We start from the raw sequence: 19114 nt of genomic DNA, 5'->3' as shown, positions 1-19114 counted from the left end.
AGCTAACAAACAAAGACAAGGACGTCACCATGAATCAATACGTCATCGCCATCGATCAGGGCACAACCAGCTCCCGCGCCATCGTTTTTGACCACACGGGCAACATTGTGTCCACCGGCCAGATGGAGCATGAGCAGATCTTCCCGCAGGCCGGCTGGGTTGAGCACAACCCCGCCGAAATCTGGAACAACACCCGCGAAGTCATCGCCTCCGCCCTGTCCAAGGCGAACCTGACACGGCACGACATCGCCGCCGTCGGCATTACCAACCAGCGCGAAACCGCTGTCGTTTGGGACAAGAACACCGGCGAGGCCGTCTACAACGCCATCGTCTGGCAGGACACCCGAACCCAGCCCATCGTGGATGAACTGGCCCAGGACGGGGGAGTGGAGCGCTTCAAACAGAAGGTCGGCCTGCCTTTGGCCACGTACTTCTCGGGAACCAAGATCAAATGGATTCTGGACAACGTGGATGGCGCCCGCGAACGTGCCGAAGCCGGCGACCTCCTGTTCGGCAACACCGATGCCTGGGTTCTCTGGAACCTGACCGGCGGTGTTGACGGCGGCGTGCACGTCACCGACGTCACCAACGCTTCCCGAACCCTGTTCATGGACCTCGAAACGCTGCAGTGGGACCAGGAGATCCTGGACGTCTTCGGCGTCCCGGCCTCCATGATGCCTGCCATCAAGTCCTCCTCCGAGGTATATGGGCACGTCCACACCTCGCAGTTGCTTCGCGAAACGCCGGTCGCCGGCATCCTCGGAGACCAGCAGGCGGCAACCTTCGGGCAGGCTGCATTCCAGCCCGGCGAAGCCAAAAACACCTACGGCACCGGCTGCTTCCTGATCTTCAACACGGGCGAAGAGATCGTTCACTCAAAGAACGGCCTGCTCACCACCCTCGGATACAAACTGGGCGACGCCAAGCCGCACTATGCCCTTGAAGGCTCCATCGCCGTCACCGGGTCCCTGATCCAGTGGCTCCGCGACAACCTCGGCATGATCAGCTCCGCACCTGAGGTTGAGGACCTGGCTGCCGCCGTCGAGGACAATGGTGGCGTCTACATCGTGCCGGCCTTCTCCGGTTTGTTCGCACCGTATTGGCGTGCAGACGCACGCGGCGCGATCGTCGGACTCACGCGCTTCGCCAACAAGGGCCACATCGCCCGGGCCGCACTCGAAGCAACTGCATTCCAGACGCGTGAAGTACTCGACGCCGTCAACGCCGACTCGGGCGTTCCGCTCACCGAGTTGAAGGTCGACGGCGGCATGGTCGCCAACGAGGCACTCATGCAGTTCCAGGCCGACATCCTGGGCGTGCCCGTCGTCCGCCCGAAGGTCGTGGAAACCACGGCCCTCGGTGCTGCCTACGCGGCCGGCCTCGCCGTCGGCTTCTGGAAAGACCTCGGCGAGCTCAGCGCAAACTGGAACGAAGACAAGCGCTGGGAGCCACAGCTTCCGGCGGAGGAGCAGGAGCGTCAACTGCGGCTCTGGAAGAAGGCCGTGACCAAATCCATGGATTGGGTCGACGAAGACGTTAAGTAAGCATCTCTCGACAGAGGTTCCGGGGACTCCCGCCCGCCCGCTTCGCGGTGCCCACCACACCATGGCGGGGAGTCCCCGGAACCTCTTTCGGCATACGGACGTCTTGCGCCCAGTCCATGGGTTTGGTGCGGTAAGGTGTTTGTATGCGTGCGATCCTTCTGCTTAGCTAGCCGCTCGGCTTTCAATAGCCGTGCGGCCGCCCCTCCATTGTTGAGGGGCTTTTGTGTGTCCGGGACTTTCCGGTGCCATAGCAGGAGTCAAAACCGCCATCGAAGAACAGAAGAGGGCAGCAGTGAGCGTTCAGCCGGAGACAGAGACCGGAACAGCACAAACAGCCGCAGCCGAAGCGCCCGAAGAAGGCGTCTACAGCTTCGCTGCGATGGAAGCCAAGTGGCCGCAGGTCTGGGAGGACCTCAAAGTCTTCACGCCTGCCGACGATGGTTCGCGGGAACGCCGCTACGTGCTGGACATGTTCCCGTACCCCTCCGGCGACCTCCACATGGGCCACGCCGAAGCCTTCGCCATGGGTGACGTCGTGGCGCGTTACCTGCGCCAGAAGGGCTTCGATGTCCTGCACCCCATCGGCTGGGACTCCTTCGGCCTGCCCGCTGAGAACGCTGCAATCAAGCGCAACGCACACCCCAGTGAGTGGACCTACGCCAACATCGACACCCAGGCGGCGTCCTTCAAGCGCTACGCAATCTCCGCCGACTGGTCCCGCCGCCTCCACACCTCCGACCCCGAGTACTACCGGTGGACTCAGTGGCTGTTCAAGCGCTTCTACGAGCGTGGCCTGGCCTACCGCAAGGACTCGCCCGTCAACTGGTGCCCCAAGGACCTGACTGTGCTCGCCAACGAGCAGGTCGTCAACGGCGCTTGTGAGCGTTGCGGCACGCCTGTCACCAAGAAGTCCCTGAACCAGTGGTACTTCAAGATCACGGACTACGCCGATCGTCTTCTTGAGGACATGGACCAGCTGCAGGGTCACTGGCCCGAGCGCGTTCTGGCCATGCAACGCAACTGGATTGGCCGCTCCGAAGGCGCCCACGTGCGTTTTGTCATTGAAGCCACGGATGACCGTGCCGAGCGCGAAGTCACCGTGTTCACCACCCGGCCGGACACCCTCTACGGTGCAACGTTCTTCGTCGTTGCAGCGGATGCTCACCTGGCGCTGGATTTGGTGACGCCTGAACAGCACGATGAACTTATGGCCTACCGCGAAAAGGTCAAGGCACTCTCGGAAATCGAGCGCCAGTCCACCGAACGCGAGAAGACCGGTGTCTTCACCGGCCGCTACGCCGTCAACCCGCTCAACGGAGAAAAGCTCCCGGTGTGGGCCGCTGACTATGTCCTGGCCGACTACGGCACGGGCGCCATCATGGCGGTCCCGGCACACGACCAGCGCGACCTCGACTTCGCCAAGACTTTCGGGCTGCCCGTCCGTGCGGTACTGGATACCGGTGACGAAGATCCCGCAGAGACCGGCGTCGCCACTGCAGGTGAAGGCACGCTCAAGAACTCCGGTGAGTTGGACGGCCTTTCCAAGTCCGACGGCATTCCCGCGGCGATCGAGATTCTCGAGAAGCTCGGAACCGGCGAAAAGTTCGTCAACTTCCGTTTGCGTGACTGGCTGCTGAGCCGCCAGCGCTTCTGGGGTACTCCGATCCCCATCATCCACTGTGGTGAATGTGGCGAAGTGCCCGTTCCAGATGACCAGCTCCCCGTCAGGTTGCCCGACAACCTGCGCGGTGAGGCGTTGTCGCCGAAGGGGACCTCCCCGCTGGCCGCCGCCGTCGAGTGGGTCAACGTTGAGTGCCCCAACTGTGGCCGTGCAGCGCAGCGTGATACTGACACCATGGATACGTTCGTGGACTCGTCCTGGTACTTCCTGCGATTCGTATCGCCGGATTACACCGAAGGCCCGTTCGATCCCGAAAAGATCAACAACTGGATGCCGGTCGGGCAGTACGTGGGCGGCGTGGAACACGCCATCCTGCACCTGCTGTACGCACGTTTCTTCACCAAGGTCATCAAGGACATCGGCCTGATCGAAGCCAACGAACCGTTCTCTGCGCTGCTCAACCAGGGCCAAGTACTCAACGGCGGAAAGGCCATGAGCAAGTCCCTCGGCAACGGCGTGGATTTGGGCGAGCAGTTGGACAAGTTCGGTGTCGACGCCGTTCGCCTCACCATGGTCTTCGCCTCCCCACCTGAGGACGACGTCGACTGGGCGGACGTTTCCCCGTCAGGTTCGGCCAAGTTCCTGGCCCGTGCGTGGCGCCTTGGCCAGGACGTCAGCAGTGAACCGGGCGTTGATCCGGCGACTGGTGACCGTGCGTTGCGCACTGTGACGCACAAGACCATCGCAGATGCCGCTGAACTGCTGGACAACAACAAGTTCAACGTCGTGGTTGCCCGCCTCATGGAGTTGGTCAACGCCACGCGCAAGACCATCGATTCCGGTGCAGGTGCCGCAGATCCAGCTGTTCGTGAAGCGGTGGAAGCCGTAGCCGTAATCCTGAGCCTCTTTGCGCCCTACACGGCCGAGGACCTTTGGAACACTCTCGGTCACCCGGCTTCCGTTGCGAATGCAGGCTGGCCGAAGCACGACGATGCACTGCTGGTGCAGGACACCGTCACCGCCGTTGTCCAGGTGCAGGGCAAGGTTCGCGACCGTCTTGAAGTGTCGCCGGACATCACCGAGGACGCGCTGCGTGAGCTCGCCTTGGCCTCGGAAAACGTCCAGCGTGCCTTGGACGGCCGTGGCATCCGCACCGTCATCGTGCGTGCACCTAAACTGGTGAACATCGTTCCTGCCTAGCAGGGATAGTGCGGCCGCCGGCGTTCTGCCGGCGGCCAGCCATCATCTTTGGAGGTTGCGTGCCTGAGCGAGAACCACCCGCATGGATATGGCTCAAGGAAAGAGTGGCGCGCCTCCGGCAGCCCACGGCACCGGTTCCTGTCGCTGACGTGCCGCTGGCCGCCGTCGTCAAAACCGCGGTTGTCACCGATTCGGCCGCTGCCCTGCCGCCGGACTGGGTATCTGCCTTTACCTCAGACGGCCGCCTCGCGGTTGTTCCCATGCCAGTCATGGTGGGAAGCGAAATCTACGGCGAGGGCGAAGACGACATCACACAAACCCTATCCTTGGCTCTTGCCTCCGGCGCCTCGGTGAAAACTTCACGACCGTCGCCTGGACAGTTCGAACAGGCGTACCTCGCTGCGGAGCGCCGCGGTTTCGAGGCTGTAGTGTCCATCCACATTTCGTCCGAGCTCTCAGGAACCGCTGATGCCGCAAGGTTGGCTGCCGCACGCGTCCGCATCCCGGTTGAAGTAGTGGACTCGCGCACTGTGGGGATGGCTCAAGGCATGGGTGTCCAGAGTGCAGTGGTGGCAGCAGCCGATGGCCAAGGAGCGGCAGAAGTCCGCGAATTTGCCGAGAAGCGCATGCGGCGAACCAAGGTCTACTTCTACGTGCCCAGCCTCGAACAATTGAGACGGGGTGGGCGCATCGGGGCGGCAGCGTCGCTGTTCGGTACCGTCTTGGCTATTAAACCCATCCTGGCGGTCGACGGCGGCAGGATCGTGCCGCTGGAAAAGGTCCGTTCCGCTGTGCGAGCCGTGGCCCGCTTGGAGGAGATCGTTGCCGCTGACGTCGCCTCCCGCCCGGCCGGCCAGCAACGTTTGGCAGTTCACCATTTTGGCAATCAGTTGGAGGCCGAAGCCTTGGCAGCCCGCCTGAACGAAAAATGCCCTGACTGCCCGGCACCCCAAATCAGTGCGCTTCCGGCTGTGTTGGCAGCACATGCAGGATTGGGCGTTCTTGCGGTCATCGTGGGGGAGAGCAGTACGCCAACGGATTGATCCTTGACCGCCGTGGCACATGGCGCAAAGCTATGTTTCCTCGGATGGTCCGCGCCCGCCCGCGCGTTTCCACAGCCAGCGATCGAGGAGCACCACCACGGCATCGTGCAGCCCAACGACGCCTGCCATAGCTTGCATAGGGTGAAGCGCTACCCAGACAACTAATAAGGTCATCATCGAGAAGGCCGCCATGGACACAATCCCGACCGGTCCTTCGGCCCATGGCAGGGCGGCCCCGGGCAAATGCGCGAAGAACCTTGCCACGCCAGCCACCACTCCCGCGCATGCTCCGGCGAGGGCTATGGGAACTGCTGCCAACCATGGCAAGCCCACTGATAGGGGAACGGCGAGAGTCCCGAAAATCGTCACGGGTGCCACCAAGGTGCCGGCCACCACGTTAGCGATGAGCGCATAAGGAGTGAACTGCGGTTGAAGAGCCACTATCACCGGACCGCACAACAGCTGCGCAGACAACGGAACGGCAACACCCGCGGCCAACCACCGTGGCACCCATACAGGGATCCATGACGCCACGCGAGTGGCCAGCAGGACAATACCCAACGTCGCCAGCACCGACAGCAGGAACCCGACGTTCGTCGCCATACTCGGATCAAGAAGCAAGAGAACAACGGTGGCCAGGCTGAGGAACGTCAAGGATCGACCCCGCAGGCCCCCGATCAAGGCCGCCAGCCCCACAGTCCCCATCACAGCAGCTCGGAGCACGCTCGGATCCGGACCCACCATCACAACAAAAGCCACCAGACCGCATGCAGCAAGAACCCCGGCTGCGGGGCGTGTCAACCTCAGGCATCGCGCTAACAGAATGAAGCCTCCCAGTACCAAGCTGCAATTGGCACCGCTGACCGCGGTCAGGTGTGTCATTCCGGTTGTCTTCATATCCGCCTCCAGACTTTCCGGAAGCGCGCTGGTGTCTCCTGTGACCATGCCCGGCATCAGGCCGGCCGGGTCGGGCGGCAACCAATTCGAAGCTGCGATGAAGTGCCTCCTTACGTCGGCGGAGGATTGTCGTAGATCAAGAGTCGACGCGACGTGAACGGGCGCGGAGGACGCCGACAACAGAGCTGCCTGCGTTTGTCCCTCCCGCACACCCTTCAGCGTTCCCGAAGTTCTGACACGCTGCCCGGGCCGCACGCCTTGCCAGCCGTTGCCACCCATAACCATCAAGTCTGCGGAACCTCGAATGACGGAACCGTTGGAGGTGACCTCAACCAAGGTTGCAGCTACCGACCACCTGTTTCCACTTGACTGGCCCGGTGCGCGGACCTCAGTTGGAGATCCTGTGATGAGCACTTGGATAAGCACACCGCCACCCTCAGCCACTGCCTCAGCCAGAGGCCCCTCTTCTCGGGTGTTGGCCATGACAGCACAATGAACGGCTACTGCAGCCCCAAGAACGCAAGCAAGGGCAAGGGTGGCGGGGATCGTTCTGGCACGGGGCAGGGATGGCCAATGACGCCGCGCCCCCACCAACAGCAGAGCCCCAACCATGACCAAAATACCGGCCAAGGCTGCGGACCACGCTGCATCGATAAAAGCCCCGGCAAATGCAACGGACCAGGTCACCAGCACAGCGGGAACCAGTCTCAAATCCATGCGCTTCGATCGCGATGAAACTGCACTGATCCTTGTCACCTCAGTCGAATTAGCCACCCTGGACCGTCACCAGATCTTTGAGTGATTCCATGAGCTTAGGTCCTATCCCGTCAACGGCGTCAAGTTCGTCGACGGAGGCAAAAGGTCCGTGTTCTTTCCGCCAATCAATAATTCCTTGAGCAGTCACCGGCCCAACTCTGGGGAGCGTTCCCAGTTCTTCCAAGGACGCAGTGTTGATGTTGACCTTGGCCCCTGCCACGTCACCTCCGGTACCGCCAGCAGCGCCGGAGCTTCCAGCAAGTGGGGCAGGCTGCGGCACCTCCCCGACCACCGGGACCTGAATCTTGGCCCCGTCGCTCACCACCTCTGCAAGGTTGAGGCCATTGAGTTCCGCGTTGGAAACAACTCCGCCCGCAGCCTCAATCGCTTGGAAAATCCGGCTGCCCACCGGCAAGGAAACAACACCAGGTTTCTGTACCGCACCGGCAACGTGCACGAGCACGCTCCCCCCAGCTTCCGTGTCCTCCGACTGAGGGGATTTTGAAGTATCAGGCAAGCCGGGCCCCACAGACGAGGAAGAAGCGAGGTGTTCTGTTGTTGGTTGCCCCACGGCCGATTGCCACAAGTTCCAGGCAATAATGCCAACTCCTACAACGGCAAGGAGGGCAGCCACCCGCCAGGAGGTTCGCCAGCGGGTCCGCACACAATGCATCCCGGATTGCAGATCCGAATCTTCAGGCGTCGGATCTGGTTCGACGGGCAACTTCAACAGAGGAATGGTCTGGGTGTCCGTACCCAGGCGGGACGCAAATCGCTGCCGGGCTGCCTGCGCTGCGGCATCTGGGGAGGCATCCCGGTTCCGGCGTGGCATAAAACGAGCCTATGGCTGCTGCTGCTGTCACAGCGGGGCGAGTTGCTCTATGTGGATAAGACGAGAGAAGGAACACTCCGTTTGCAGACAACCCCCGCAGAAGTGATCTGTGCTCGGACCGCCTGAACTGCATGGCTGTGCGACGCCCGGTTTGCCATAGGCGGTCTTGAAAGAATCATAACAAATTTAAGAAAAGTAGTGACTTTGAATGGTTTGTAACGCATGATGGATTGAGCCGATCCCGAGGACGTGAACGGCACGAACCAGAAGGGAGCGCAGATGACGCGCTTTGTCGATGTAAGCAACATGATCCGCTGGGTCAGATCCCAAGGCCCGGAAACGATCATCAAAGACCTGATCCACTACATGGAAGAGGACTTCCGACGCTGGGCGCGGTTTGATAAGACGCCGCGCGTCGCCAGCCATACGCCGTACGGCGTTATCGAACTCATGCCCACGAGTGATCACGAGACCTACGGCTTCAAATATGTGAACGGGCACCCCTCCAATCCAGCCCGTGGCTACCAAACCGTCACGGCGTTCGGCGTCCTGGCAGATGTCCACAACGGCTACCCGACGTTCCTGGCGGAAATGACGATCCTCACGGCGCTACGCACCGCAGCCACATCCGCCATGGTCGCCAAGGCCTTGGCTCGATCCGATTCCAGCGTCATGGCCATGATTGGAACCGGGAGTCAGGCAGAATTTCAGGCACTGGCGATGAGGACGGCGCTGGGGGTGGCGAAGCTTCAGGTTTGGGATACCGATCCCGCCGCAGTGAACAAGTTCATCCGCAACATGGTTCCCCTTGGATTCGAAGTACATGTTGCTTCGTCTGCTCTGGAAGCAGTTCAGGGTGCCGACATCGTCACGACGTGCACGGCAGACAAAACCCAGGCAACGATCCTAAGCGTCCAACACATTGCTCCTGGAATCCATCTGAACGCGATTGGCGGAGATTGTCCCGGAAAAACGGAACTTGACCCATCGGTCCTGGAGATCGGCGACGTCTTTGTTGAGTATGAGAGCCAGACACGGATCGAAGGTGAAATCCAGCAGATGCCGGCCGACTTCGCCGTCACAGAGTTCTGGAAGGTCCTGCTCGGCGCGGCACCAGGGCGTACCTCCGAAGAGCAAATCACCATCTTCGATTCCGTTGGATTTGCTGTGGAAGACTTCTCGGCCCTGCGATACGTGCGGGACTCCGTGGACGGTACCGAGTTCTTTGAAGACATAGACCTCGTTGCAAATCCGGACGATCCCAAGGACCTGTTCGGTCTTGTCGGTGCCCTAGCGCCCGTCGGATAGACGATTTACCCCATCGTCGCCACTATCCACTAAATGCCGTCAGTTATGACTTCAAACCCGGACCAAAATCCCCATCTCCTACGGAGCGCTATGTCCACCTCAATCAAGCCCAGATTACGTTCTTCACTCCTCCTTTCCGCGGCCACTCTCATGGCTATCTCGATGGTGAGTTGCACCGTCCCCACCGGTGAAAGTGGTGACTCCGGGGTCACCGGAGCTGCCATCAAGCTCGGGCTTCTGGCCCCCCTCACAGGTGTGGCCGCAGCTGACGGCAAGCTCATGGAACAGGGCGCTCGACTTGCAGTCGACGAAATCAATGCCAAGGGCGGCATCGATGGCAGGAAGATCGAACTCAAAGCCCTTGATGTACGTGACCAGAAATCGGATGCAGTCTCGGCCGCTGTGACGCAACTGACCTCAGACCCCGATGTTGCGGCGGTGCTCACCGGTTACGCCAGCACCACCAACTTTGAAATTGATCAACTGGCAGAAGCGGGAATTCCGTACTTGCTGAGCGGCAACAGTGCCCAAACACAGGACATCATTTCCAAGGACCCCGAAAAGTATCCTGGAGTTTGGTCCCTTGCCCCTTCATATGAGGGCTACAGCACCGGCATCCCTGAACAATTGGATGCATGGAACGCTGATGGCACGTTCCCGCTCACCAGCCGCCGTGTTTACATCATCTCCAGCGACAATGCGTACTCCAACGGCATAGCTTCCGGGTTGGACAAGAACTTCAGGGCAAAGGGCTGGGAAGTTACGGGACCCGACACTGTTCCTTTTGGGGAAGTGGACGACTGGACCACGCAGATAACCAAAATCCGTCAGGTCGATCCGGCCGTGATCATCAACCTCGACTACCTGACTGCAAATGCGTCAAAGTTCCTCACCCAATTCCGTCAGAATCCAACTCAGTCATTGGTGTTTTCGCAGTACGCTCCAAGCGTGCCGGAGTTCACTGAGCTTGCAGGCAAGAACGCTGACGGCGTGCTGTACAACCTTCCGTTCGCCCCACTGCCGGCTTTGGCCGAAACTAAAGAGCTCACCCGGAAGCTTACGGAGGCATACGAGAACGAACCCAGCCTGTATAGCTACGGCCTCTACGAACAGGTCTATTTATGGGCCGATGCGGTGAAGGAAGTCGGTGATCCTGACAAGCGCGATGAAGTCGGGGTTGCATTGGGCAAGCTGGACAAGCAAACCACGCTGGGTCGTGTCCATTTTGATCCCAAAACGCATCTGGCCGTGGCCGGCAAGGACGGTATCCCGATGACGTATTACCAAATCCAAAACGGAAAACGCCTGAACATCGCTCCCGAAGAGTTCGCTGACGGCACGTTCCACAGGCCCGAGTGGATGAAATGAGAATCTCCGAGTCATCTGCCCGGAGCACTTCCGCCGGTCACCTTCTGGAAGTACGGCAAGTCAGCCGCCGCTTCGGTGGATTCGTGGCCGTGGACAACGTCACGCTGAACGTCGACGAGGGGGAGATCCTGGGGATTGCCGGTCCTAACGGTGCCGGAAAGAGTACGCTCTTCAATTTGATCTCCGGGGTCCCATTCGGCCCCACAGACGGAGAAATTCTCTTCGACGGCGTCCGGATTGACAAGCTCGCTGCGCACAAAATCGCTCGTTTGGGAATGCGTCGAACCTTCCAAGCAGAACAGCTGTTCCCGTCGTTGAGCGTTTCAGACAACATGGCTGTGGCCAACCATTACCTCGGTGGGCGCGGGCGCTACAAGGGCGACGTGGAAACTGCCTTGGAAACCGTAGGAATCACCAGATACAGGGACGATAAGGCGGCGGATATACCTCTGCTTGCAAAAAAGAAGCTGATGATAGCGAGCGCCCTTGTCTCAAAGCCGCGGCTCCTGATGCTGGATGAACCGGCCGGTGGCCTCAACGATGAGGACCAGGCTGAACTCATCCTGCTCCTGAGGGAACTTCAGAAGGGCGGCCTGACATTGCTAATCATTGAGCACGTACTCAGTCTCATCCGCGATCTTGCCAAGAGGATGATCATCATGTCATCCAGTGAAGTCCTGGTTGAAGGAACCCCCGACGCCGTTCTTGCGGATCCGCGGGTGATGGAGGCATATCTGGGGAAGGCCACAGCGTGAATCACCTTCAGCAGAAAGTTAGCCCACTGCTCGGCGTGTATGAGCTTGAGGCAGGATATGGCCGCCTGCCTGTAGTCCGATCGTTTTCCATCGAGGTCGTACCGGGTGAAGCACTGGCCCTGTTGGGTCCCAACGGTCATGGAAAGACGACCGCCCTGCGCGCCGTCTCAGGCCTGGGCAGGACATCGTCAGGTCGGGTTGTCTTCGATGGCAGCGATATCACCGGCATGCCCGCCTACAGGATAGTCAACCAGGGAATTATGCACGTGCCCCAAGGCAATCAGCTCTTTCCGAGGCTCACTGTCAGGGAGAACCTGGCATTAGCAGGCGGGATCCCGGCAGCGAGGGATCAGCGGGAAGAGACTCTGGAAATGGTCCAGGAACTGTTTCCCAAGCTCCGGCAACGTCGCGGACAACTTGTGGGCACGCTGTCCGGCGGAGAACGCCAAATGGTGGCCATTGGAATGGGCCTAATGGCCAAGCCCAAACTTCTGGTGCTGGATGAACCGACCCTCGGGCTGGCACCCAAGATCCGGTACGAAATCCTTGAGACACTCCACGAAGTCCGCCGATTGGGTCTGTCGCTAATAGTCGCCGATGGCGATATTGAGTTCCTCTTCGAACTCGCGGACCGCTGGCATCTTGTGGAGCTCGGACGGATTCTCTCCAGCGGAACCACCGCAGTCAAGCCCAGCCACGAGGAAGTCATGGACATGTACGTCGGCTCCCACGCGTCAACCGCCACCAACACCATTGAAGGAGACAAGCATGACTGACGCGCTCCTATCCATCCTCGTCTCAGCCCTCGTGCTCGGGTCGCTTTACTCGTTGATGGCCAGCGGACTGTCCCTCATATGGTCCACGCTGGGAGTCTTCAACTACGCTCACGGTGCGCTCCTGCTGCTGGGGGCATACTTCATCTGGACGTTCTCAGAGAAGGTCGGGCTCCCGGTTCTCCTCGCCTTCGCCGCTGCGGTTCCCCTGCTGGCTTTACTGGGCATGCTCCTGGACCTCGTCGCAGTCCGGCCATTCATCAGCAGGCCAAACGGAACGCTCTTGGTCATGGTTTCCACCCTCGCAATTGCCAACGCAGTGGAGGGTGCAGCACAACTGGTCTGGGGACCGCAGAACAAGCAAATAAAGTCCGTGAGCACCTCAACGTTTGCCATGGGCGACGTAAAAATCGCAAGCTCCACCCTCATCGCCCTGGGCCTGGCCTTAGTCCTGGTTATAGGACTGATTATGTTGCTGCGCAAGACGAAGTGGGGGATGGCCGTCCGGGCAGTGGAACAAAACAGGGATATGGCAATGCTCGTCGGAATCAGGCCGGCGCGCATATACGCCGGCGTCTTTGCGGTCGCATCAATTCTGGCCTGCGCCGCCGCCTTCGTCTATGGAACCACCACCACCATTACTCCCACCAAGGGCTTTGAACCCCTGCTGACTGCCTTTGTCGTCCTGGTCTTCGGCGGGTCGGCCACTTTGTGGGGAACCTTGGTCGGTGCCTTCACCATAGGCCTGTTGGAAGCGGGCACGACGTACTGGCTCGGGCTGCAATGGAGCCCTGTCGCCGTCTTCCTCGTCCTGGTCCTCATCATGCTGGTCCGCCCCCAAGGCCTAGTGAAAGGACGTTCGTGATGAACAGTCTTGGATCCCTCAAGCGATTCGCTACGTGGCCGATACTCTTGCTTGCCGCAGCCTTGTTGCCGTACGTCGTCATCAGCGGCTCTGCACGCTTGCTGGCCGCGACGGCGCTCATTTACGCGCTGCTTGCCGCCAGCTGGAACCTGACCTTGGGCATCGGCGGTATCTTCAACTTTGCCCACGTTGGCTTCTTCGGCGTCGGAGGTTACACGATGGCCGTTGCCACAGTTACATGGGATGCAAATCCGTGGATCGGGCTCCTTCTGGCAACGGTTGCGGGAGGGCTGGCCGGTGCACTGGCTTACATTCCGGTGATACGCATGCGCGGCATCTACATCGCACTTATCACCTTCGTCTTCGTGCAGTTGTGCTACTACCTGGTTCTGGCCGTTCCCGGAATCACCGGCGGATCCAGTGGTCTGACGGGCGTGCCGGCTCTGAGCATAGGCAATTTTTCTTTCGCCAAGTACTCGGGGTTGGGCTACTTATGGTTGCTCGGCGGGGCCGTGGTCCTGCTCCTGGTCCTGCTCCAGGCCACCCTACGCAGCCCGTTCGGGAAGAGCCTTATCGCGCTGCGTGACAATGAAAGCCTGGCAGTCAGCCGCGGTATGAACCGCATCAGGCAGCATCTTTTAGCCTTTGTCCTCAGCGGTGCCGTTGCCGGCGTGACAGGAGCCCTCTATGTTGCCTACTTCCGCGTTGCGGACGTCACGCTCTTCAGCTTCGGATTCGTCACCCTTGGCTTGAGCATGATCTTCCTCGGCGGCACCGGTCATATCTGGGGTCCTGTCCTGGGGGCGCTGATAGTCACAGTCATCGACCGCCAACTCACGGATTTGGGTCCTGCGCGTGCGATCATCATCGGCGTCGGGACCTTGCTGGTTCTTATTTTCCTCCCGAGCGGCATCTCAGGCCTCCTCCAAGACGCACTGGACAGAACGCGGAGGATTCTTCGAAGAAACCGGAACAAACCCGCCGAGACAGCGAACCAAATACCCGCAAGCCAACATTCGGAAGTCGAGGAAACCACACATGTCCGTTGATGCCATGGCCCGAACTGAGCAGAACCAGCGTAGGGCAGTCCTGGACGCAGTGGATCGTCTGGCTCCCAGGATCGTCCAGTCTATCTCGGACGCCGTCAAGATCCCGAGCATAAACCCTAAGTATCCCGGTCAGGACTACGGGAAGCTTGTGGGCGCCGAGGGGGAGGTCAGCGCTCTTATGAATGATCTTCATCGCGAAGCGGGTGCCTCGACGGAACTCGTGACAGTTGAGAAGGGCCGGGACAATGCTTGCGGGCGGATTGCCGGTACAGGTGGTGGCCGCTCGCTGCTGCTCAACGGGCACGTGGATGTGGTGCCGCCAAACCGTGAAGGTCTTTGGGACCATGCGCCCTTCTCCGGTTTGATCACCGATGATGCTGTCCATGGCAGGGGAGCTACGGATAATAAAGCCGGCACAGTCGCCGCGGCATACGCTGCCATCGCCTTAGCCACCGCAGGCATCCGGCTCCAAGGAGATCTTGTGCTGCAGGCGGTCGTCGGAGAAGAAGTCGGTGACCACCTTTCGGGCACAACGGCAGCTTTGCAAGCAGGATATGGGGCCGACGCCGCGATCGTCTGCGAACCGTCGAACTTCTCCGACGCACCTCCCAATCTGGTTCCCAGCACCCCGGGCCTGTTGTGGTTCTCACTGTCCCTTGTCGGCAAAGCGGCGCACTCCGGTTTGCGGGGTCTTACCATTCATCCAACCCTTGAAGGCGAAGCTTTGGGTGTCAACACCATCGACAAGTTCTGGATCATCTATCACGCCCTGCGGCAGTTGGAAGATACCTGGGCGCGGCGTGACAGGCACCCCCTCTTCCAGCCGGGCTACTTCAATCTCTTGCCCGGGGTGATCCGAGGAAACCCGGAGGGGGTTCTGGTCCCGTTCTTCCTTGCCGACACGCTCACAGTCGAATACTGCGTCTATCACCATCCTGAGCGAAGCAACCACGAAGTCATCGATGAGATCGAGAAAACCGTGCGTCAAGCTTGCGCCAACGATCCCTGGCTGAGCGCCCACCGTCCCGAAATTGACTGGAAGCTCCTATGGCCGCCATACACTGCGCCAGCCAGCCATGAACTCATCCCCGCTGTCATGAAAGCCCACAGTGATTCTGTCGGCGGGTTTGGCCTCGCCACGCCACCCAAGCAGGAAGGGTTCCTCGGTGTTTGCGACCTCACATGGATGGATGCCCAAGGTATCGACGGGCTCGTTTATGGTCCCGGGGTCGGCCGGACCGCGCACGCGGAAAATGAGTACGTGCCGATCCACCAGATCATCACCGCAGTGAAGACGTACGCCTTATCCGCAATGGACTACTGCGGCGTCTCGGGCACTGAATCCAGCATCAAACCACCCACAACTGGCCGGAGGCGCCCGTGAACACCCCTGATATTTTCGTTGCTACCTGCGATCTCGCAGGGCAGGTCAAGGGGCGGGGTGCTCCTGGCGAAGCCTACGGCTCGGTTCTTCGCTCCGGGCTGGGATGGGTACCGGCGAACCTCGGCATTTCGGCTTTCGGCAGCATAGCGCCGGGCAGTGCCTTCGGCTCAACCGGAGACTTGCGCCTGATGCCGGACGAAGCCACCGAAATCACCATTGCCGACGGGCCCGCCACGACTCGACTCAGGGTTTTGGTGGCGGACCAAACACAAGCTGACGGAACCGACTGGGACTGCTGTCCCAGGACCTTCCTGCGCCGAGCCATCAACGACTTTCGGGAACAAACGGGCCTGCGCGTTATCGCCACTTTTGAACACGAGTTCGTTTTGGAGGGCCTGCCCCAATCAGCTCCGTTTTCCTTGCGCAGGCATCTCGACGCCGATCCGTTCGGACCAGACCTGCTGCGTCTCTTAACGGATTGTGGTCTCGCACCGGAGAACTGGTTGCCTGAATACGGGGCGAACCAGTTTGAAATCACGGTGGAACCGAGCGATCCCCTCACTGCCGCAGACAGGGCGGTGCTCTTACGCGAATTGGTCCGCGACTTGGCAATCCGACGCGGCCTCAGAGCGTCTTTCGCTCCGCTTCACGAACCAAACGGTACAGGGACCGGTGTCCATGTCCACATCAGTTTGGTGGACGACGGCGGTAATCCGGTTCTGCTCGACGCCAACCGTCCGGGCCGGCTATCCGAGGTTGGATCCAGATTCAGTGCAGGAATCCTGCGTCACGCCGAAGCACTGACGGCGTGGACAGCACCGAGCCCGGTTTCCTTCATGCGCCTGGCTCCGGATCGATGGAGTGCAGGCGGTATATTCCTGGCGGAACGAAACCGTGAGGCTCTTCTCCGAATCTGTCCAACCAGTTCGGCAGGTGGATCTGCTCCGGAGCGCCAATTCAACCTTGAGTACAGGGCAGCCGATGCAACCGCCAACCCGTGGCTCACGCTTGGTGTCCTGCTCAGGGCCGGTATGTCCGGAATCGTAGGTGGTGACGAGTATCCAGAACCTGACGTTTTCCCGGAGACGGCAGGGCCGGCTGAATTGAACGACGTGCCTCGACTCCCGGCTACTCTCCAGGACGCACTTCTGGCCTTGGAAAAAGACCAAAGCGTGAGGTCGTGGTTCCATCCGGATTTGTTGGCAACGTACGTGGCGGTCAAACGGCATGAGCTCGCCCATGTGGCTGCCCTCGATGATGCTGCCCGAATCAAAGCGGTATCTGATGTCTACTGACCCCATCGAAGGACTCCTGTCTGCCATCGAGGAAATGCCTTTGGTGGACCACCATGTGCATGGAGCGCTGAAGAATGACGTTGATCGATCCTCGCTGGAAGAACTGCTGACAGAGTCCGACAGGCCCATTCCTGAATGGATGACGCAATTCGATTCCCAGTTGGGCTTTGCGATTCGTCGTTGGTGTGCGCCGTTGCTGGGCCTTCCTGCCCATGCGAGTGCCGACGCATACTTTGAACGGCGTGTGGAGCTCGGGACGCCCGAAGTAACCTCACGCCTGCTCAGGTCTGCAGGAATAGGCCATTTCCTGATCGAGACCGGATATCGCGGGGATCAAATCCACGGCCTTGCGGGGATGAACAGCATCAGCTCAGCCTCAGTGGGCGAGATCGTCAGGCTCGAGTCCATAGCGGAGTCTCTGGCTTGGGAAGGCGTATCAGCCGCGGATTTCGCTAATGCCTATACGGCCCGGCTTGCTCTGGCAACGCAGAACGCGGTTGGAGTCAAGAGCATCATCGCCTACCGTCATGGGTTCGACTTTGACCCAGTCCGGCCGTCCAAAGAAGAGGTGGGAAAAGCGGCTGCTTCCTGGCTCCGTCTGGTAGCAGCCGGTTACTCGCTCCGTGTCTCGGATCCTGTGCTTTTGCGTTTCTTTCTCTGGTCGGGCGTCGACCGCGGCCTGCCCATACAAATGCACACTGGGTACGGCGACCCTGACTTGCGTCTGGACCGCTGCGACCCACTGCTGTTGGTTCCCTGGTTGAAGCTGATTGAACCCTTCGAGGTGGACGTACTTCTCCTCCACTGCTATCCGTATCATCGGCACGCAGGCTACCTTGCGCAGGTATTCCCGCACGTCTACTTCGATGTCGGCCTTGGGACCAACTACACAGGCGTTCAGTCTTTGGAACTGATCAAAGAGTCTCTCGAGCTGGCACCGTTCTCCAAGATCCTGTTTTCCACGGATGCGTGGGGACCTCCGGAACTCCATTACCTTGGGGCGCGGCTATGGCGCGAAGGAATGAGGAAGGTTCTGGGGGCCTGGGTTCGCGATGGAGACTGGGCTGAGGAGGACGCCATTCGAGTAGTTCGGATGGTCGGAAGGGATAACGCGCGGCGCGTCTATGAGCTGGGGGAGAAGTGAATCCTGAACTGTTTGAGGTGCTCAGGAGACGCATTGACCAGGAAATTCCGGGTGCAATAGCACTGCGCCATAAATTGCACAGCATGCCGGATCTATCCGGTTCCGAAGGGCCCACCCTTGAACTGGTTTTGAGTGCTTTGCCTGGGGACCTGCAAGCCAGGTTTGTGGCCGGAACAGGGGCAGTTCTGCGAATTGGCGGGCCGGGCAAGGCGATTGCTATCCGTGCTGAGCTGGATGCGCTGCCTGCGTTGGAAGAGTCCGATCTCGATTGGGCTTCTAAAAGGCCAGGTGTCATGCACGCCTGTGGGCATGATGTCCATCTGTCTGCTGTTGTTGCCTTGGCCAGGGCCGTCCACTCAACAGCGGGCGCTGCCCCCGTGGCACTGGTCTTCCAACCCAGGGAAGAGACGTATCCGTCCGGCGCGAAGGACATCTGCGCCACGGGGATACTCGAGGAGCAAGACGTGCGGGCCACCGTCGCGGCCCATGTTCAGCCTCTGCTGCCCGGAGGGACGGTGGCGTGCACGCCGGGGGCTGTGAATGCCTCATCGGACGAGTTCGTCATCAACATTCATGGACGAGGTGGCCACGCAGCCTACCCGCACATTGCAGCGGACCCTGTTGTGGCGTTATCCCACGTTGTGGTCTCGTTGCAAAACATCGTGAGCCGGAACGTTGACCCCATGGATTCGGTCGTCCTCACCATTGCCACCCTTCAGGCTGGAACCGCGGCTAACGTCATACCCGGTACTGCCGCTGCCCGCGGAACAGTCCGCACCATGTCCACACCAGTGAGGGCGGAAGTGCTGCGGCGACTTGCCGAGACGGTCCGCCTGGTTGCAGCGGCCCACGGCTGTAGTGGTGAAGTTACCGTCACCGAAGGCGAACCCGTTTTGGAAAATGATGCGCACATCGTAAAAGCGACTACTCCTCTCCTGCTGGCTCTCGGCATGGAAGTGGACAGTAGTCTCAGGTCTGCGGGTTCCGATGATTTTTCGTATTTCTCGGAAAAGATGCCGTCACTGATGATGTTCGTGGGTACCAGCGGCGCCGGGGATCGGTTGCATTCAAGCACATTCGTACCCCACGACTCGCATGTCTATGATGTGGCGCATGCGCTTCTGGCTGGATACGTTGGCGCCGCCAGGACGTTACTGCCCGCACATGAATTGCCGCTGGTTGTCGCCCCAACAAGCTGACCGCATGCTACTGGTCAAGCCGTTTTGCGTTTCCTGATTGAATGGGGATCAAAAGCGGAGCCGTCACAACTTCTTCCAGCT

Annotated in this window: 16 protein-coding genes; 14 read left to right on the top strand and 2 right to left on the bottom strand. The window is 60.1% G+C overall.

The window, feature by feature from the left end; translation table 11 throughout:
• Positions 1-29: 29 nt before the first annotated feature.
• The 3 genes from glpK (at position 30) to ACNAOT_RS12005 (ending at position 5408) form a co-directional block, all read left to right on the top strand.
• Positions 30-1544 carry a glycerol kinase GlpK gene (gene glpK / locus ACNAOT_RS12015; protein WP_178992644.1) on the top strand — a complete coding sequence of 505 codons (1515 nt, stop codon included), beginning with the start codon at positions 30-32 and terminating at the stop codon, positions 1542-1544.
• Positions 1545-1836: 292 nt separating this feature from the next.
• Positions 1837-4365, top strand: coding sequence for a leucine--tRNA ligase (gene leuS / locus ACNAOT_RS12010; RefSeq protein ID WP_091469541.1), 2529 nt, complete (start codon positions 1837-1839; stop codon positions 4363-4365).
• 59 nt (positions 4366-4424) lie between these two features.
• Positions 4425-5408, top strand: a complete 984-nt coding sequence (locus ACNAOT_RS12005) for a DegV family protein (protein ID WP_420178184.1) — start codon at positions 4425-4427, stop codon at positions 5406-5408.
• A 30-nt stretch (positions 5409-5438) separates the two neighbouring features.
• Here the strand turns inward: ACNAOT_RS12005 and ACNAOT_RS12000 are convergent, their stop codons facing one another.
• Positions 5439-6788 (bottom strand): ComEC/Rec2 family competence protein, encoded by a 1350-nt coding sequence (locus ACNAOT_RS12000; RefSeq protein WP_420178183.1) that lies wholly within the window; start codon positions 6786-6788, stop codon positions 5439-5441.
• 127 nt (positions 6789-6915) lie between these two features.
• Here ACNAOT_RS12000 and ACNAOT_RS11995 point away from each other — a divergent pair, with 127 nt between their 5' ends.
• Complete coding sequence (locus tag ACNAOT_RS11995; protein WP_420178182.1) at positions 6916-7107, top strand: hypothetical protein; 192 nt, start codon at positions 6916-6918, stop codon at positions 7105-7107.
• Here ACNAOT_RS11995 and ACNAOT_RS11990 read toward each other — a convergent pair.
• Positions 7072-7524 (bottom strand): helix-hairpin-helix domain-containing protein, encoded by a 453-nt coding sequence (locus tag ACNAOT_RS11990; protein ID WP_420178181.1) that lies wholly within the window; start codon positions 7522-7524, stop codon positions 7072-7074. The two genes, ACNAOT_RS11995 and ACNAOT_RS11990, sit on opposite strands and share 36 nt — an antisense overlap.
• 648 nt (positions 7525-8172) lie before the next feature.
• On the opposite strand from ACNAOT_RS11990, the gene ACNAOT_RS11985 reads away from it, so the two are divergent.
• From ACNAOT_RS11985 to ACNAOT_RS11940, 10 genes are all read left to right on the top strand, one after another.
• Positions 8173-9201: an ornithine cyclodeaminase gene (locus ACNAOT_RS11985; RefSeq protein WP_420178180.1), complete on the top strand. Its 1029-nt coding sequence runs from the start codon at positions 8173-8175 to the stop codon at positions 9199-9201.
• A 150-nt stretch (positions 9202-9351) separates the two neighbouring features.
• The gene (locus ACNAOT_RS11980) at positions 9352-10569 is read left to right on the top strand and encodes an ABC transporter substrate-binding protein (protein WP_420178179.1); all 1218 of its coding nucleotides are present in this window, start codon (positions 9352-9354) and stop codon (positions 10567-10569) included.
• Complete coding sequence (locus ACNAOT_RS11975) at positions 10566-11324, top strand: ABC transporter ATP-binding protein (RefSeq protein ID WP_420178178.1); 759 nt, start codon at positions 10566-10568, stop codon at positions 11322-11324. The genes ACNAOT_RS11980 and ACNAOT_RS11975 overlap by 4 nt, the downstream gene beginning before the upstream one ends.
• Positions 11321-12100, top strand: a complete 780-nt coding sequence (locus ACNAOT_RS11970) for an ABC transporter ATP-binding protein (protein ID WP_420178177.1) — start codon at positions 11321-11323, stop codon at positions 12098-12100. The genes ACNAOT_RS11975 and ACNAOT_RS11970 overlap by 4 nt, the downstream gene beginning before the upstream one ends.
• Positions 12093-12962: a branched-chain amino acid ABC transporter permease gene (locus ACNAOT_RS11965; RefSeq protein ID WP_420178176.1), complete on the top strand. Its 870-nt coding sequence runs from the start codon at positions 12093-12095 to the stop codon at positions 12960-12962. Before ACNAOT_RS11970 ends, ACNAOT_RS11965 begins: the two co-directional genes overlap by 8 nt.
• The gene (locus ACNAOT_RS11960) at positions 12962-14011 is read left to right on the top strand and encodes a branched-chain amino acid ABC transporter permease (RefSeq protein WP_420178175.1); all 1050 of its coding nucleotides are present in this window, start codon (positions 12962-12964) and stop codon (positions 14009-14011) included. The genes ACNAOT_RS11965 and ACNAOT_RS11960 overlap by 1 nt, the downstream gene beginning before the upstream one ends.
• Positions 14001-15395, top strand: a complete 1395-nt coding sequence (locus ACNAOT_RS11955; RefSeq protein ID WP_420178174.1) for a M20 family metallopeptidase — start codon at positions 14001-14003, stop codon at positions 15393-15395. The genes ACNAOT_RS11960 and ACNAOT_RS11955 overlap by 11 nt, the downstream gene beginning before the upstream one ends.
• The gene (locus ACNAOT_RS11950; RefSeq protein WP_420178173.1) at positions 15392-16690 is read left to right on the top strand and encodes a glutamine synthetase; all 1299 of its coding nucleotides are present in this window, start codon (positions 15392-15394) and stop codon (positions 16688-16690) included. The genes ACNAOT_RS11955 and ACNAOT_RS11950 overlap by 4 nt, the downstream gene beginning before the upstream one ends.
• Positions 16680-17834: an amidohydrolase family protein gene (locus ACNAOT_RS11945; RefSeq protein ID WP_420178172.1), complete on the top strand. Its 1155-nt coding sequence runs from the start codon at positions 16680-16682 to the stop codon at positions 17832-17834. Before ACNAOT_RS11950 ends, ACNAOT_RS11945 begins: the two co-directional genes overlap by 11 nt.
• 83 nt (positions 17835-17917) lie before the next feature.
• The gene (locus ACNAOT_RS11940) at positions 17918-19033 is read left to right on the top strand and encodes a M20 metallopeptidase family protein (RefSeq protein WP_420178171.1); all 1116 of its coding nucleotides are present in this window, start codon (positions 17918-17920) and stop codon (positions 19031-19033) included.
• Positions 19034-19114: the final 81 nt, after the last annotated feature.

The sequence above is a fragment of the Paenarthrobacter sp. TA1.8 genome (assembly GCF_048595705.1).
Taxonomy (GTDB): Bacteria; Actinomycetota; Actinomycetes; order Actinomycetales; family Micrococcaceae; genus Arthrobacter; species Arthrobacter nitroguajacolicus.
This window is presented reverse-complemented; position numbering and strand designations above follow the sequence as displayed.